The following is a 15,938-nucleotide window of genomic DNA, read 5'->3' as shown; positions in this document are numbered from 1 at the left end:
CCGGGCGGCCGCGCCCCGGGCCCCGGGCCCCATAGGATCTCCGCAACGGACATGACGCCGCGGGGGGACGCAGACATGGAGCCCGGGATCATCGGCACGCGGCTGGCCTCGGCCGCCATCGGCCCGCTCGTCAGGAAGCTCTTCGTCGCCGAAGGCCCGGGAGCCGGCCTCGTCGACAAGCCGATCCGGATCTCCGGCTACGTCTCCTTCACCGGCGAGAAGCGCTCCCTGACGGAGTCCGACCTGCGCACCCTGGCGGCGAAGCTGGTCCGCCAGGCCCTGCGCACGGGCGAACGCCCCGTCGCATCCGACGAACAACAGGCCGTCGCCGACGCTCTCGCCGCCACGCTGCACGCCCTCGGCGACCTCACGATCAGCGACGTGGACGCGGTCCGGCTCGGCGCCGCCGCGTTCGCCCGCGCGCTACGGGACGCCGCCGACCGGCCGGAGCGCGAACTGAGCGCCGACGCCACGTATTTCTACGAGCGCCTGCTCGACGCCGCCTGCCTGCACATCCTGCACTTCTTCACGCAGCGCTCCACCTTTATCGCCCACGCCCTGGTGGCACAGACGCGCGGCATCGCGGAGCTGACGGCCAAGGTGGACGAACTGATCCGCCGGGACCCCCTCCCGGGCGCGCGGGACGCCGCGTTCGAGGAGGAGTACCTCCCGTACGTGGCGCGCAGGCACGCGAAGCTCACCATCTACGGCATCGACCTGGGCAACTCCCCGACCCGGTGGCCGCTGGACGCGGCGTACCTGAGCCTGGAGGCGTCGGTGCGGCCGGGGATGCGGATGATTCCGGCGAGCGACCTGGACCCGGATGCCGGAGCCGACGCGCCTTCGGGCGTGTTCGCCGTCGACGGCCCCGTCGACCCGGCCCGGGCCGAGTGGATTCTGCGAGCGCTCGCCGAGGGCCCGCAGCGCGCGGACGAGGCTCTCGCCCGCAGCTCCAGGGTCCTGCTGCGCGGCGAGGCCGGCTCCGGCAAGACCACCCTCGTGCAGTGGCTGGCCGTATCCGCCGCCCGACAGGACCTCCCGCCGCAGATGGCGTACCTGGAGGACCGGATCCCCTTCGTGCTGCCGCTGCGCACGCTGACCCGCCACGGGGGGCGGCTTCCCGAGCCCCGTGACTTCCTCACGGCCGCCGGCTGCGCGCTCGGCGGGAGCCAGCCCGAGGGCTGGGCGCACCGCGTCCTCGCCGCCGGACGCGGGCTGGTCCTGATCGACGGCATCGACGAGGTCCCCGACCGCGAGCGCGGCCGCACCCGCACCTGGCTGCGCGACCTCATGGACCTGTACGACGGCAACAACCGCTGGCTCCTCACCTCCCGCCCCTCCGCCGTCGGCATGGACTGGCTCGCCGAGGAGGGTTTCACCGAGCTGGCCCTCTCCGCGATGGGCCCCGCCGAGATCGCCACCTTCATCAAGCGCTGGCATGCCGCGGCCCGTCGGGGCACGGACGAGGACGAGGAGCTGGATTCGTACGAGACCCAGCTGCTCACCGCCGTCCGCCTGGGGCCCGACCTCGGCCGTCTCGCCACCAACCCCCTGATGTGCGGCCTGATCTGCGCCCTCCACCGGGACCGGCGGGGCTATCTCCCGCACGGCCGCAAGGACCTCTACGAGGCCGCGCTCTCCATGCTGCTCAGCCGCCGCGACCGTGAGCGCGACATGCGCGTCCCGGACCTCCGCGAGGAGCCGCAGCTCGACCTGCTCCAGCGCCTCGCGTACTGGCTGATCAAGAACGGCCGTACGGAGATGGACCGTTCCAGGGCCGAGGGCATCATCGCCCGCGCCCTCCCCGCCGTCCCCGAGGCGGCGGCCCTGGGGGAGGCGCCGGAGGTCTTCGAGCACTTCCTCCAGCGCAGCGGCCTGCTCCGCGAACCGGCCCCCGGCACGGTCGACTTCGTCCACCGCACCTTCCAGGACTTCCTCGGCGCCCGCGCCGCCGTCGAGGACGGCGACTTCGGCCTGCTGACCGCTCACGCCGCCGACGACCAGTGGGAGGACGTCATCCGCATGGCGGTCGCCCTCGCCCGGCCCGGCGAACGCGTGACGGTCTTCCGGGACCTGCTCGCCCTGGGCGACCGCTCCACCGACCGGCGCACCAGGGCGCGCGTCTACCTGCTCGCCGCCGCCTGCCTGGAACACGCCACCGCCCTCGCCCCGGACGTGCGCGCGGAGGTGGAATCGCGCGCGGCCACCCTCATTCCGCCACGGGACCAGGAGGAGGCCCGAGCCCTGGCCGAGGTCGGCCCCCTGGTCCTGGGGCTGCTCCCGGGCCCCGCGAGTCTCACCCCGGGGGACGCCCACCACGTGGTGATCACCGCCTCACACGTCGCGTCGCCGGCCGCGGTTCCCTTCCTCGCCCAGTTCGCCCGGCATCCCTTCACGCCCGTCCGTTCCCAGCTCGTATGGGCATGGTCGCGCTTCGACCTCGGCGACTACGCGGACGAGATCATCGCCCGCCTGGAGCCGGGCGGCCTCCTCTACACCGTCCAGTCCGATGAGCAACTGGAGCAGCTGGAGCGCATCGGGCTCCGTCCGGCCAACCTGGACGTGAGGCGGGGTGTGTCCTCGGAAGCCCTGGCGGACTTCCTCGACGGCTGTCGCCCCACCCATCTTGTGCTCCTGCGCTTTCCCGCGGCCGATCTGACGTTCCTGACGGCGGAGACCGCTCCGCGTGGCCTCTCCCTCCACGACTGCCCGAACCTGGCGGACCTCTCCGCGATGGGAGGGCTGCCGATCGAGCAGCTGAACATCAGCACCTCCCGGACGGACTTCGACCTGCGTGCGATGACAGAGCTGGGAAAGTTGCGGACCCTCAGCATCGACGGTCCCGTCGGCATGGCCTGGACCGTGCGGGACCTCCCCCCGAACGCCCCCCTGAGCGCCCTCTCCGTCTCCGGAGGGGTCGCCAGGACGCACGCGATCGAGGGGCTCGGGACCTTCTCCGAACTCCGCCACCTGGCGCTCAACCCGGCGTCCGCTCCGGTGTCGGACGCCGACTGGCAGGAGATCCGCGCCCTGCCCCTTGACTCCCTCACGGTGCCCGCCGCGTCGCTCGACACGCTCCCGGCGGACGCGATCCTGCCGAGTGTGATCAGTCTGCACCTCTCCAGCACCGGGGACGGAGCCCTCCGGAGGGCCATCCAGCGGCTGCCGGCCCTCTTTCCCCGGCTGACGTTCTGCCAGTTCGTCGGAGATCTCAGCGCGGAGGGGAACATCGACATCACACCCCTGGCGGATCTGACGGAACTGGAGGAGATCTTCATCGAAGCGGACCGAGGCCGTCTCCGCGGCACCGACCTGCTCCAGCACGTGTCCCTGGGCTGCTCCCCGACCGACGGCTGACCCGCGTGCGGCCCCGGCGACCCGGCCCGCACGCGGGCCGGGTCAGCCCCCGAACGCCCCCAGGATCCGGTCCGCCGCCGACGTCGCGGTGACCGTACCCGCCCGGACCGCCGCTTCCAGCGAAGGGGCCAGCTCCCGTACCGCCGGGTCCGCCCGCAGCCGCTCCAACAGTTCGTCGCGGACCATCGACCAGGTCCACTCCACCTGCTGCGCGGCCCGCTTCGCCGCCAGCCGGCCGCCCGTCTCCAGGACCGTCCGGTGCTGCTCCAGCCGGTTCCACACCTCGTCCAGGCCCGCCGACTCGCGCGCGCTGCACGTCAGCACCGGCGGGGTCCACGCGGCGTCCGCCGGGTGCATCAGGCGCAGTGCGCCCGAGAGCTCCCGGGCGGCGGCCTTCGCGTCGCGCTCGTGCGGGCCGTCCGCCTTGTTCACCGCGAGGACGTCCGCCAGTTCCAGGACGCCCTTCTTGATGCCCTGGAGCTGGTCGCCCGTACGGGCCAGCGACAGCAGCAGGAAGGAGTCCACCATTCCCGCCACCGTCGTCTCCGACTGGCCGACGCCGACCGTCTCCACGAGGACCACGTCGTAGCCCGCCGCCTCCATGACGATCATCGACTCGCGCGTGGCCTTGGCGACCCCGCCCAGGGTCCCCGCCGACGGCGAGGGCCGCACGAAGGCGGCCGGGTCCACGGCCAGCCGCTCCATCCGGGTCTTGTCGCCCAGGATGGAGCCGCCCGTACGGGTCGAGGACGGGTCCACCGCGAGGACGGCGACCCGGTGCCCGAGGCCCGTCAGCATCGTGCCGAACGCGTCGATGAAGGTGGACTTGCCCACCCCCGGCACCCCGCTGATGCCGATCCGGCGCGCCCTGCCCGCGTGGGGCAGCAGCTCCGTCAGCAGCCGCTGCGCCAGGGCGCGGTGGTCCGCCCGGGTGGACTCGACCAGGGTGATGGCGCGCGCGACGTGCGCGCGCTTCCCGTCGAGCACGCCCTTCACGTACACGTCGACGTCGATCTTCGGGGGCATGTCCGGCCCCCGCCTACAGCTCGTGGCCCAGATCCGCGGCCAGCCGCGTCACCAGGTCGTGGGCCGCGTCGGGGATGACCGTGCCCGGCGGGAACACCGCCGTCGCGCCCATCTCCAGCAGGGTCGGGACGTCGGCCGGCGGGATGACCCCGCCCACCACGATCATGATGTCCTCGCGCCCCTCCTCCGCCAGCTGCTCGCGCAGCGCCGGGACGAGGGTCAGGTGGCCGGCCGCCAGCGACGAGACGCCCACCACGTGGACGTCCGCCTCGACGGCCTGGCGGGCCACCTCCGCGGGGGTCTGGAACAGCGGGCCGACGTCCACGTCGAAGCCCAGGTCGGCGAAGGCCGTCGCGATCACCTTCTGGCCGCGGTCGTGGCCGTCCTGGCCCATCTTGGCGACCAGGATGCGCGGACGGCGGCCCTCCGCCTCCTCGAACCGGTCGACGAGCGCACGGGTGCGCTCCACGGACGGGGACTCGCCTGCTTCGGTGCGGTACACACCGGAGATCGTACGGATCTGGCTCGCGTGCCGCCCGTACACCTTCTCGAGTGCGTCCGAGATCTCACCGACGGTCGCCTTGGCCCGCGCCGCGTCCACCGCCAGCGCGAGGAGGTTGCCCTCCAGGCCCTGGCCGGCCCCGCGCTCGGCGGCGTTCGTCAGCGCGCGCAGCGCGTCCTGGGTGCGGGACTCGTCGCGCTCCTCGCGCAGCCGGCGCAGCTTGGCGATCTGCTGGGCGCGCACCGAGGAGTTGTCGACCACGAGCACGTCGATCTGCTCGTCGTTCTCCACCCGGTACTTGTTCACGCCGATCACCGGCTGGCGGCCGGAGTCGATGCGCGCCTGCGTACGGGCGGCGGCCTCCTCCACGCGCAGCTTCGGGATGCCCGCGTCGATGGCCTGCGCCATGCCGCCGGCCGCCTCGACCTCCTGGATGTGCTGCCAGGCCCGACGCGCCAGGTCGTACGTCAGCTTCTCCACGTACGCGCTGCCGCCCCACGGGTCGATCGACCGGCAGGTCCCCGACTCCTGCTGGAGCAGCAGCTGGGTGTTGCGGGCGATGCGCGCCGAGAAGTCCGTCGGCAGGGCGAGGGCCTCGTCGAGGGCGTTGGTGTGCAGCGACTGCGTGTGCCCCTGGGTCGCCGCCATCGCCTCGATACACGTACGGGTCACGTTGTTGAAGACGTCCTGCGCGGTCAGCGACCAGCCGGAGGTCTGCGAATGCGTGCGCAGCGACAGCGACTTGCCGTTCTTCGGGTCGAACTGGCTGACCAGCTTCGCCCACAGCAGGCGGGCCGCGCGCAGCTTGGCGACCTCCATGAAGAAGTTCATGCCGATCGCCCAGAAGAACGACAGGCGCGGGGCGAAGGCGTCCACGTCCAGCCCGGCGCCCTGGCCGGCCCGCAGGTACTCCACGCCGTCCGCGAGGGTGTACGCCAGCTCCAGGTCGGCCGTGGCCCCCGCCTCCTGGATGTGGTACCCGGAGATGGAGATGGAGTTGTAGCGCGGCATCTTCTGCGAGGTGAAGGAGAAGATGTCGGAGATGATCCGCATCGAGGGCTTCGGCGGATAGATGTAGGTGTTGCGGACCATGAACTCCTTGAGGATGTCGTTCTGGATGGTCCCGGCGAGCTTGTCGGGGGAGACGCCCTGCTCCTCCGCCGCCACGATGTAGAGCGCGAGGACCGGCAGCACCGCGCCGTTCATCGTCATCGACACCGACATCTTGTCCAGCGGGATGCCGTCGAAGAGCTGGCGCATGTCGTAGATCGAGTCGATCGCCACGCCGGCCATGCCGACGTCGCCCGTCACGCGCGGGTGGTCGCTGTCGTAGCCCCGGTGCGTCGGCAGGTCGAACGCCACCGACAGGCCCTTCTGGCCGGACGCCAGGTTGCGCCGGTAGAAGGCGTTGGACTCCTCGGCCGTGGAGAAGCCGGCGTACTGCCGGATCGTCCAGGGCTGGTTGACGTACATCGTCGGGTAGGGGCCCCGCAGGTACGGCGCCATGCCCGGGTAGGTGCCCAGGAAGTCCAGGCCCTCCAGGTCCCGCCCGGTGTACAGCGGCTGCACGCCGATGCCCTCGGGCGTCTCCCACAGCAGGTCGCCGGTGGCGGTCCCGGTGGATTCCTTCACCGCGGCCCGCCACTGGTCCTCGGTGGCACCGCTCGGGGCCGTGCCGAGGGCGAGCTCGGAGAAATCGGGGATGCTCACTGGGCGACTCCCATCCGGTCGAGTACGGAGGACAGCACGGCGACCGCGTCGCAGCCGGCGAACACGTACTCGTCCACGGCGTCGGCGCAGGTGCCGGGCTTGCCCGCGAGGAACACGGTCGTCGCGCCGGCCCCGCGCAGGGCGGCGGCCACCGCCTCTGCCTGCTCCGCGTACAGCGCGTCGCCGGAACACAGCACCGCCACGCCGTCCGCGCCGCTCGCCGCGTACGCCTCGGCGGCGCTCGCGGCGTCCACGGACACCGGGTCGTGCACGGGCTCGATGCCGCCCGCCTGGAACAGGTTCGAGGCGAAGGTGGCGCGCGCGGTGTGCGCGGACGCCGGGCCCAGCGCGGCGAGGAAGATCCTCGGGCGGGCGCCGGTGGCCTCCAGGTGCGCGTCGCTGCGGGCGCGCAGCGCCTCGTACGCCTCGTCGCGCCGCACCCGGGGCAGGCCGCCGGACGGCGCCGCGGGCAGCGGCTCGCGGACCACGGGCTTCTCCGACAGCAGCGGGAACTCGCTGACCCCGGTCACCGGTTCGCGGCGGGTGGCCAGCTTCTTCGAGCGCGCCGCCCAGGTGGCCGCGAGCCGCTCCGCGACCATGCCCGAGCGCAGCGCGGCGGCCTGGCCGCCCGCCCGCTCGACGGTCTGGAAGAACTCCCAGGCCGCGTGGGCCAGTTCGTCGGTCAGCTGCTCCACGTAGTACGAGCCGCCCGCCGGGTCGATCACCCGGGCCAGGTGCGACTCCTCCAGCAGGATGGTCGAGGTGTTGCGGGCGATGCGGCGCGCGAAGGCGTCCGGCAGGCCCAGTTCGCTGTCGAAGGGGAGCACGGTGACGGAGTCCGCGCCGCCCACCCCCGCCGCCATGCAGGCGACGGTGGTCCGCAGCATGTTCACCCACGGGTCGCGGCGGGTCATCATCACCGGCGAGGTGACGGCGTGCTGCCGCTGGGCGCCCGCCTCCGGGGCGCCGCAGGCCTCGGCGACCCGGGCCCACAGGCGGCGTGCGGCCCGCAGCTTGGCGATGGTCAGGAACTGGTCGGCGGTCGCCGAGTAGCGGAACTCCAGCTGCCCGAAGGCGGCTTCGGCGCTCAGTCCGCCCTCCGTCAGGGCGCGCAGGTACGCGACCCCGGTGGCCAGGGACAGCCCCAGCTCCTCGGCGGCCGAGCCGCCCGCCTCGTGGTAGGGCAGGGCGTCGACGGTCAGGGCGCGCACGCCCGGCCAGGACGCGGCCGCCTCGCGGGCCAGCTCGACGGCGGGCGAGGGGTCCAGGGCCTCGCCGGTGCGGGCCTCGTGGCCCAGCGGGTCGATGCCGAGCGCGGCGCGGGCGGCCTCGGGGCTGATGCCCCGCTCCGTGTACAGGGCGAGCAACGCCCGCGCGGCGTCGGCGTACGCGGCGCCCGCGTCGAGGGTGACCGGCGCGAGGTCGAGGTAGACCCCGTCGAGGGCCCGGCCCAGACCCCCGACCGGGATGCCGCCGTGGCCGACGGTCAGCCACAGGGAGGTGGTGCCGTTCTCGAGGTCGGCGAGGGCCGCCTCGTTGACCCGTACCGGATCACTGCCCGCGAGGCGCTGGCGCACGTCCCACCCGGAGGCGCTGGTGCCCTCGGGGGTGCCGCCCCGTACGAAGGGCGCGAACCCGGGGAAACCGGTGTCGGGGCCGTCCGTGTCGGGGCGCGCCGTGTACAGGGGGCGGGTGGTGAGCCCGTCCTCGAGCGTGGTGGACAGCGCTGCTTCCGCTGCCTCGCCGGATACTTCCTTGCCCGACTTGCGCAGTACGCCTTCGACGAGGCGTTGCCACTGCTCATGTGTCGCGTCAGGAAATTCGGCGGCCAGGGAGAGCCCGTCGTCAGGCAGGACCGTCATGGCTCGAATGCTAGGGGGGGCCGCTCAACCGAGACCAGAACCATCGGATGTGATCTCCCCCTCGCACATGAGCCCCGGGCCCTCCCCCGTCCCTTCCGCAACGCACGAGGCCGGAACCGGCCCCGCGGGCGTTCGGGGAGTGGGGTCCGGGGCGGAACGTCAGGGGATGCGGGGCGCGGCCTCAGGGAGCGGCGCAGGGCGGGCAGGGGGTGGGCAGGGGGTGCGGCCCGCGTAGCGGCACACCCGGCCCCGCGAGGCCGCCGGCATGGCGGCCGCGTTGCGGGCCCGTGAAATCCGGCCAGGCGTTTTCGGCCGCCCGCCAGGGCGAAAGGCCAGGTCAGCTGGCATGCACCCGTACCCCGCGGGACCCCCCGGCCGGGGTTGACCCCCGGCGGGGGCGCTGACAGGCTCCGACCCATGACCGCGAACGCGCACCTCGCCCCGCGGCTCCACACCTCCGGCCCCCGCACCGCTGCGGCCGCGTGTCCGGGCCGCTGTCCGGCCCTCATCGGGGCCTGAGCACCCCGAGCCGCCCGGCCCTGTGCCGCCCCGGCCTCCGCGTCACCGCTCTCCGCTGAGCCGTCCCGCGCCACCCGGCGGTATCCGCCGATTCGTCCACACCCTTGCGCCCCGCCGGCGCCCCCTTCCGCGCAGCCGGGAGCGGGCACCCGCGGGTGCGCCCCCACGTTTCCTCCGCTCCCGGGAGTCCTCATGACCACGGTCACCGCCACCACTGTCACCACCGCCACCATCACCGTCACCCGCCTCGGCGGCCGCATCGGGGCCGAGATCGGCGGCGTACGGCTCGGCGGCGCCCTCGCGCCCGAGACCGTCGCCGAGATCCGTGCCGCCCTCCTCGCCCACAAGGTCGTCTTCTTCCGCGGCCAGGACCACCTCGACGAGGCCGGCCACGAGGCCTTCGCCCGGCTGCTCGGGACGCCCGTCGCGCATCCCACCGTCCCCTCCGCCGACGGCCGGTACGCCCTCGGCATCGACTCCCACCACGGCGCCCGCGCCAACCAGTGGCACACCGACGTCACCTTCGTCCCCGCCTACCCCGCCTTCTCCATCCTCCGCGCCGTCACCGTCCCCCCGTACGGCGGCAACACCCTCTGGGCCAACACCGCCACCGCCTACTCCCACCTCCCCGAACCGCTGCGCGCCCTCGCCGACGGTCTGCGCGCCCTCCACTCCAACGAGTACGACTACGCCGCCCTCAGGCCCGACGCCCTGCCCGAAGCCCTCGCGCAGTACCGCGAGGTGTTCACCTCGACCGCCTTCCTCACCGAGCACCCGGTGGTCCGCGTCCACCCCGAGACCGGGGAACGCACCCTGCTGCTCGGCAACTTCGTCCAGCGGATCCAGGGCCTGACCGGCCGTGACAGCCGTACGCTCCTCGACCTCTTCCAGGCGCACATCGAGAGCCCCGAGAACACCGTCCGCTGGCAGTGGCGGACCGGCGACGTCGCGATCTGGGACAACCGCGCCACCCAGCACTACGGCGTCGACGACTCCGACGACCACGAGCGCACCCTGCGCCGGGTCACCGTCGACGGCGAGGTCCCGGTCGGCCCCGACGGGGTGCCGTCCCGGCTGATCAGCCCGGAGTCCGTCCCCGACCCCTCCTTCGGCATCCCGTCCGGAGCCTCCACCACCACCGCCTGACCGCCAGAACGGAACACCCCGTGCCCAAGCTCCTCGCCCTCACCGGCAGCCCCTCCGCCCACTCCCGCACCGACGTCGTCGCCGAGCACGTGCTGCGGCGCCTGTCGCACGCCGGGTTCGAGACCGCCCGCCTCCCCGTACGCACCCTCCCCGCCGCCGACCTGCTCTCCGCCCGGCGCGGGGAGCCGGAGATCCGGCGCGCCCTGGAAGCCGTCGCCGAAGCCGACGGCCTGGTCATCGCGACCCCGGTCTACAAGGCCTCGTACACCGGGCTGCTCAAGGCCTTCCTCGACCTGCTCCCGCAGGACGGCCTGGCCGGGAAGACGATTCTGCCCCTCGCCACCGGCGGCAGCCTCGCCCACGTGCTGACCATCGACTACGCCCTGCGCCCGGTCCTCGCCGCCCTCGGCGCCCGGCACGTCACCGCCGGGCGGTTCGTCCTCGACTCCTCGGTCGAACGCGGAGCCGGCCCCGACCGGCTGCGGCCCGAAGCCGAGCTCGACCTCTTCCAGGCCGTCGACGAGTTCGCCGGGGCCCTGCGCCCGGCTGCCGCCCTCGCCCCCACCCCGTAACCGCAAGGACCACGCCATGCCCGCAGCACCCGTCACGACCACCCGCTCCCGGCGCCAGTTCCTCACCCTGCTCGGCATCTCGGCGGCCGCCGTGAGCTGCGGCACGGCCACCGCCACCGGAGGCGGCCGCCGCTCCGGAGGACAGGTCACCACCCTCAAGTACCAGGGCAACGTCGGCGCCGTCACGCTCCCCGAGCTGGCCGCCGACCTCGGCTACCTCGGGGACCTCCGGCTGGAATGGGTCGGCAACACCATCAGCGGACCCCAGGACATCCAGTCCGCCGCCACCGGCCAGATCCACTTCGGCGGGGCCTTCAACGGCGCGATCGTCAAACTCGCCGCGGGCAACGCCCCGATCACCTCCGTCATCTCCTACTACGGCGTCGACCGGGATGCCTACAGCGGCTACTACGTCCTGGAGGACAGCCCCCTCCGCTCCGCCCGCGACCTCCTCGGCAAGAAGGTCGGCATGAACACCCTGGGCGCGCACGCCCAGGCCCTCCTGGACATCTACCTGAGCCGCAACGGCATCTCCAAGGCCGACGCCGCCAGGGTCGAGGCGCTGGTCGTACCGCCCGTCAACACCGAGCAGGTGCTGCGGCAGAAGCAGATCGACGTCGGCGTGCTGGGCGGCGTCCTGCGCGACAAGGCCCTCGCGGCCGGCGGCATCAGGCCGCTGTTCAGCGACTTCGACCTGCTCGGCGCGTTCAGCGCCGGCTCGTACGTGATGACGAAGCAGTTCGTGAAGGAGAACCCGGACACCGTCCGCACCTTCGTGACCGGGGTCGGCAAGGCCATCGAATGGTCGCGGACCACCCCGCACGAGGAGGTCGTCGCCCGTCAGACCGAGATCGTCAAGAAGCGCGGCCGCAACGAGGACACCGCCACCCTCCGCTACTGGCGCTCCTACGGCGTCGCCGGGCAGTACGGGCGCATCGAGGACAAGGAGTTCCAGCTGTGGCTGGACTGGCTCGGCGAGCGCGGCGAGGTCAAACCCGGCCGGCTCAAGGCCGCTGACCTGTACACCAACGAGTTCAACGGCCAGGGGAAGGGCTGAACCGGCATGGCCAAGATCGTGTTCGAGTCCGTGACCAAGACGTTCCCGGTCAAGGGGGGTGGGAAAGGCGCCGAGTTCACCGCTCTCGACGGCATCGACCTGGAGATCGGATCCGGCGAGTTCCTGGTCGTCGTGGGCCCCAGCGGCTGCGGCAAGTCGACCCTCCTCGACCTGCTCGGCGGGCTGACCCGCCCCACCTCCGGACGCGTCCTGCTCGACGGCGCGCCCGTCACCGGACCCGGACCGGACCGGGGCACCGTCTTCCAGCAGTACGCCCTGCTGCCCTGGCGCACCGCGCTCGGCAACGTCGAGTTCGGCCTGGAGGCCACCGGCGTCCCCCGCCGCCAACGCGCGGAGCGCGCCCGGGAGTTCCTCGACCTGGTCGGTCTCGGCGGGTTCGAGGACCGCCACCCCCACGAGCTCTCCGGAGGCATGCGCCAGCGGGTCGCGATCGCCCGGTCGCTGGCGTACGACCCGGACGTGCTGCTGATGGACGAGCCCTTCGCCGCGCTGGACGCGCAGACCCGCGAGTCCCTCCAGGACGAGCTGCGGCGCATCTGGCAGCGCACCGGCAAGACGGTCGTGTTCATCACGCACGGCATCGAGGAGGCCGTCTACCTCGGGCAGCGGGTGGCCGTCATCACCTCCCGCCCCGGCCGCGTCAAGGAGGTCGTCCCGGTCTCCCTCGGCGACCGGCCCGCCGCGTCCACCGGCGAGGACCCGCGCTCCAGCCCGGAGTTCGCCCGCTACCGCCACGAGATCTGGAGCCTGCTCCACGACGAGGTGGCCCGCGCCCAGCAACTGGAGAAGGAAGAGGCCGCCGCATGAGCACCCACACCCCCGCCCCGACCCGGCCCGGGCCGGACGTACGGGAACCCGCGCGCCCGGCACCGGCCCCGCCGGCCCCCGCGGCCGAGGCCCCGGCGGCCGAGGCCCCCGCCCCGGAGGCGCCCCCGCGCCGCCCGGCCCGGGCCCGGGCCGTCCTGCGGTGGCTGCGGGCCGGCCTGCTCCGCTCGGCCGCCGTCCTCGTCCTGCTCGCGCTGTGGGAGACCGCACCGCGCCTCGGCCTGGTCGACGCCACCTTCCTGCCCCCGGTCAGCGAGGTGGCCCGGGCCTGGTGGGAGCTGCTCGGCGACGGGCAGCTGGGCGAGCACACCCGGGCCAGCCTCACCCGCTCCTTCGGCGGCTTCGCCATCGCCGTGGCGGTGGCGGTCCCGCTCGGCCTGCTGATCGGCTGGTACCGGCCCGTCGCCGCGTTCCTCGGCCCGCTGCTGGAACTGTTCCGCAACACGGCGGCCCTCGCCCTGCTCCCCGTCTTCGTCCTGCTCCTCGGCATCGGCGAGACCTCGAAGGTGTCGATCGTCGTCTACGCCTGCGTCTGGCCCGTCCTGCTGAACACCATCAGCGCGGTCGGGAACGCCGACCCCACCCTGATCCGGCTGGCCCGGTCGATGGACCTCTCCACGCCCCGGCTCTTCCAGAAGGTGATCCTCCCGGCCTCCGTCCCCGCGGTCTTCACCGGCATCCGGCTCGCGGGAGCGGTCTCGATCCTGGTCCTGGTGGCCGCCGAGATGGTCGGCGCCAAGGCGGGGCTCGGGTACCTGATCAACGCCTCGCAGTTCAACTTCGCCATTCCGCAGATGTACGCGGGGATCGTCACGATCTCGGCGATCGGCGTGGCCTTCAACCAGCTGCTGGTCACGGTCGAACGCCGCCTCAGCCTCTGGCGTGTCCCCGCCTGACCGCCTGACCGCCTGACCGCCTGACCGCCTGACCGCCTGACCGCCTGACCGCCGGGCCCGCCAGGCCCCCCGTCCCGCCCGCCCGACCCAGGGAACGAACATGCCCGCACCCCGCACCCTCCACCTCAACGCCTTCCTGATGAACGCCGGCCACCACGACGCCGCCTGGCGGCACCCGGCCGCCAGCCCCGAGCGCATCACCGACGTGCGCTACTTCCAGGAGCTGGCCCGCACCGCCGAACGCGGACGGCTGGACTCGATCTTCTTCGCGGACGGCCTGGCCCTCTGGGGCAAGGCCCGCCACAACGCCCTCGGCGGGTTCGAGCCGCTCACCCTGCTCTCCGCCATCGCCGCCGTCACCGAGCACATCGGCCTGATCGCCACCGCCTCCACCACCTTCGACGAGCCCTACCACCTCGCCCGCGCGTTCGCCTCCCTCGACCACATCAGCGGCGGTCGCGCCGGCTGGAACATCGTCACCTCCGCCACCGTCGACGAGGCCCGCAACTTCAACCGCGACGAACACCTGGAGCACGGCCTGCGCTACGAGCGCGCCCACGAGTTCCTCGACGTCGCCACCAAGCTCTGGGACAGCTGGGAGGACGACGCGATCGTCCTCGACAAGGAGCGCGGCATCTACGCCGACACCGACAGGCTCCACCCCGCCGCGCACCGCGGCGAGCACTTCGCCGTCGCCGGACCGCTCAACGTGCCCCGCTCCCCGCAGGGCCACCCGCTGCTCGTACAGGCCGGATCCTCCGAGCCCGGCAAGGAGTTCGCGGCCCGGTACGCCGAGGCCGTCTTCACCGCCCAGCAGACCCTCGCCGACGGCCAGACCTTCTACAAGGACCTCAAGTCACGCCTGGCCCGCCACGGCCGCACCGAGGACGACCTGCTCGTCCTGCCCGGCATCGCCCCCCTCATCGGCTCCACCGAGGCCGAGGCGAAGGCCCTGGAGCAGGAGCTCACCGACCTCCAGGTCCCCGAGTACGGGCTCGCCCAGCTCTCCGGGATGCTCGGCACCGACCTCTCCGGCGCCGACCTCGACGGCCCGCTGCCCGACCTCCCCGAGGAGCGGGACATCAACGGCAACAAGAGCCGCTTCACGCTCGTCGCCGAGATCGCCCGCCGCGACGGCCTGACCCTGCGCGAACTGATCGCCCGTCTCGGCGCCGGCCGCGGCCACCGCGTCTTCGCCGGCACCCCCGAGCAGATCGCCGACCAGCTGGAGGAGTGGTTCACCCGGGGCGCCGCCGACGGCTTCAACATCATGCCGCCCGTCCTTCCCACCGGCCTCACCGACTTCGTCGACCAGGTGGTACCGATCCTCCAGGCGCGCGGCCTCTTCCGCACCGAGTACGCGGGACGCACCCTGCGCGAGAACTACGGCCTCCCGCGCCCCGCCAACCGGTACACCCGGTAGGGGGCGAGCACGTACGCGGGCCCCCGGAGCCCCGGGGCCCGCGTACACGTGCCGGACCGCCGCGCGCCCGGGTCAGACCGTGAGGACGATCTTCCCCCGGGTCCGGCCGGCGGCGCTCAGGGCCCACGCCTCGGCGGCCTCCTCCAGCGGCAGCACGTGCCCGACCCGGACGGCGAGCCGGCCCGCGTCGGCGAGCTCCCCGAGAGCGGTGAGGTCGGCGCTGGAGGCCCGCGCCCAGATGTGCCGGGCGCCCTTGGCCCCGGCGTCGTTGTCGGCGACGGAGATCACCGGACCGCCCGGCCGGACGACCGACTGGAGCAGCTCGACCCCGCCCTCGCCGTGGAAGTCGAGCCCCACGTCCGCCCCTTCGGGGGCCAGGGCCCGGATCCGGTCCTCCACGCCGTCCCCGTAGGTGACCGGTTCCGCGCCCAGGGCGCGCAGGTAGGCGTGGTGGTGGGCGCCCGCCGTGCCGATGACCCGGGCGCCGAGGGAGACCGCGATCTGCACGCCCAGCGAGCCGACTCCGCCGGCCGCCGAGTGGATGACGACGGTCTGGCCGGCCGTGACGCCGGCGCGGGTGACCGCCTGATAGGAGGTGAGCCCGGCGAGGGGGAGGCCCGCGGCCTCCTCGAAGGTCAGCGTGCGGGGCTTGCGGGCGAGGGTGCGGACGGGAGCGGAGACCAGCTCGGCGTACGTGCCCAGCTGCACCCACTCCTTGCGGACGTAGCCGTAGACCTCGTCGCCCACGGCGTAGTCGTCGGTGTCGGGCCCGACGGCCTCGACGACGCCGGAGACGTCCCAGCCGGGGATGACGGGGTGGCGGACCTCGAGGACGTGGCCGAGGAACCCGGCCGCGAGCTTCCAGTCCACCGGGTTGACCCCGGCGGCCTTGACCCGGATGAGGACCTCTCCCGGACCGACCCTGGGTTCGGGTACCTCAACGAGCCGTAAGGAGGCGGGGGTTCCGTAGCCGCTGTAGGTGATTGCCTTCATGTACGGCGCAACGAGAGGACTGGCGGACG

11 protein-coding genes are annotated in these 15,938 nt (G+C 73.4%); 7 read left to right on the top strand and 4 right to left on the bottom strand.

Translation table 11 applies throughout. The features are described from left to right. Positions 1-75: 75 nt before the first annotated feature. On the top strand, positions 76-3,357 hold the full coding sequence (locus ACZ501_RS24000; protein ID WP_468797924.1) for an NACHT domain-containing protein: 3,282 nt from the start codon (positions 76-78) through the stop codon (positions 3,355-3,357). A 42-nt stretch (positions 3,358-3,399) separates the two neighbouring features. Here ACZ501_RS24000 and meaB read toward each other — a convergent pair whose 3' ends face one another. Genes meaB through ACZ501_RS23985 form a run of 3 tightly spaced genes read right to left on the bottom strand, consistent with a single transcriptional unit; the run spans position 3,400 to position 8,457 of the window. Beyond that, positions 3,400-4,383, bottom strand: a complete 984-nt coding sequence (gene meaB / locus ACZ501_RS23995) for a methylmalonyl Co-A mutase-associated GTPase MeaB (RefSeq protein WP_361596496.1) — start codon at positions 4,381-4,383, stop codon at positions 3,400-3,402. Between the two features lie 13 nt (positions 4,384-4,396). After that, positions 4,397-6,595 (bottom strand): methylmalonyl-CoA mutase, encoded by a 2,199-nt coding sequence (gene scpA, locus ACZ501_RS23990; RefSeq protein WP_362455252.1) that lies wholly within the window; start codon positions 6,593-6,595, stop codon positions 4,397-4,399. Next, a complete protein-coding gene (locus ACZ501_RS23985; protein ID WP_361596490.1) occupies positions 6,592-8,457 on the bottom strand; it encodes a methylmalonyl-CoA mutase family protein in 1,866 nt (621 codons plus the stop codon). The genes scpA and ACZ501_RS23985 overlap by 4 nt, the downstream gene beginning before the upstream one ends. 711 nt (positions 8,458-9,168) lie before the next feature. Here ACZ501_RS23985 and ACZ501_RS23980 point away from each other — a divergent pair. The 6 genes from ACZ501_RS23980 to ACZ501_RS23955 all read left to right on the top strand — a co-directional run bounded on the left by ACZ501_RS23980 (position 9,169) and on the right by ACZ501_RS23955 (position 14,916). Then, entirely contained in the window at positions 9,169-10,122 is a 954-nt protein-coding gene (locus tag ACZ501_RS23980) for a TauD/TfdA dioxygenase family protein (protein WP_361596487.1), read from the top strand. A gap of 20 nt (positions 10,123-10,142) precedes the next feature. Then, on the top strand, positions 10,143-10,694 hold the full coding sequence (gene ssuE, locus ACZ501_RS23975) for an NADPH-dependent FMN reductase (protein ID WP_468797921.1): 552 nt from the start codon (positions 10,143-10,145) through the stop codon (positions 10,692-10,694). A 16-nt stretch (positions 10,695-10,710) separates the two neighbouring features. Continuing rightward, positions 10,711-11,751 (top strand): ABC transporter substrate-binding protein, encoded by a 1,041-nt coding sequence (locus tag ACZ501_RS23970; protein WP_361596481.1) that lies wholly within the window; start codon positions 10,711-10,713, stop codon positions 11,749-11,751. 6 nt (positions 11,752-11,757) lie between these two features. Continuing rightward, the gene (locus ACZ501_RS23965; RefSeq protein ID WP_361596478.1) at positions 11,758-12,579 is read left to right on the top strand and encodes an ABC transporter ATP-binding protein; all 822 of its coding nucleotides are present in this window, start codon (positions 11,758-11,760) and stop codon (positions 12,577-12,579) included. Further along, positions 12,576-13,493 carry an ABC transporter permease gene (locus tag ACZ501_RS23960; protein WP_361596475.1) on the top strand — a complete coding sequence of 306 codons (918 nt, stop codon included), beginning with the start codon at positions 12,576-12,578 and terminating at the stop codon, positions 13,491-13,493. Before ACZ501_RS23965 ends, ACZ501_RS23960 begins: the two co-directional genes overlap by 4 nt. Positions 13,494-13,593: 100 nt before the next feature. Further along, a complete protein-coding gene (locus ACZ501_RS23955; protein WP_468797918.1) occupies positions 13,594-14,916 on the top strand; it encodes an LLM class flavin-dependent oxidoreductase in 1,323 nt (440 codons plus the stop codon). 72 nt (positions 14,917-14,988) lie between these two features. Here ACZ501_RS23955 and ACZ501_RS23950 read toward each other — a convergent pair whose 3' ends face one another. Then, positions 14,989-15,909 (bottom strand): NADP-dependent oxidoreductase, encoded by a 921-nt coding sequence (locus ACZ501_RS23950; protein WP_361596469.1) that lies wholly within the window; start codon positions 15,907-15,909, stop codon positions 14,989-14,991. Positions 15,910-15,938: the final 29 nt, after the last annotated feature.

The sequence above is a fragment of the Streptomyces sp. NPDC034085 genome, from assembly GCF_055575555.1.
This window is presented reverse-complemented; position numbering and strand designations above follow the sequence as displayed.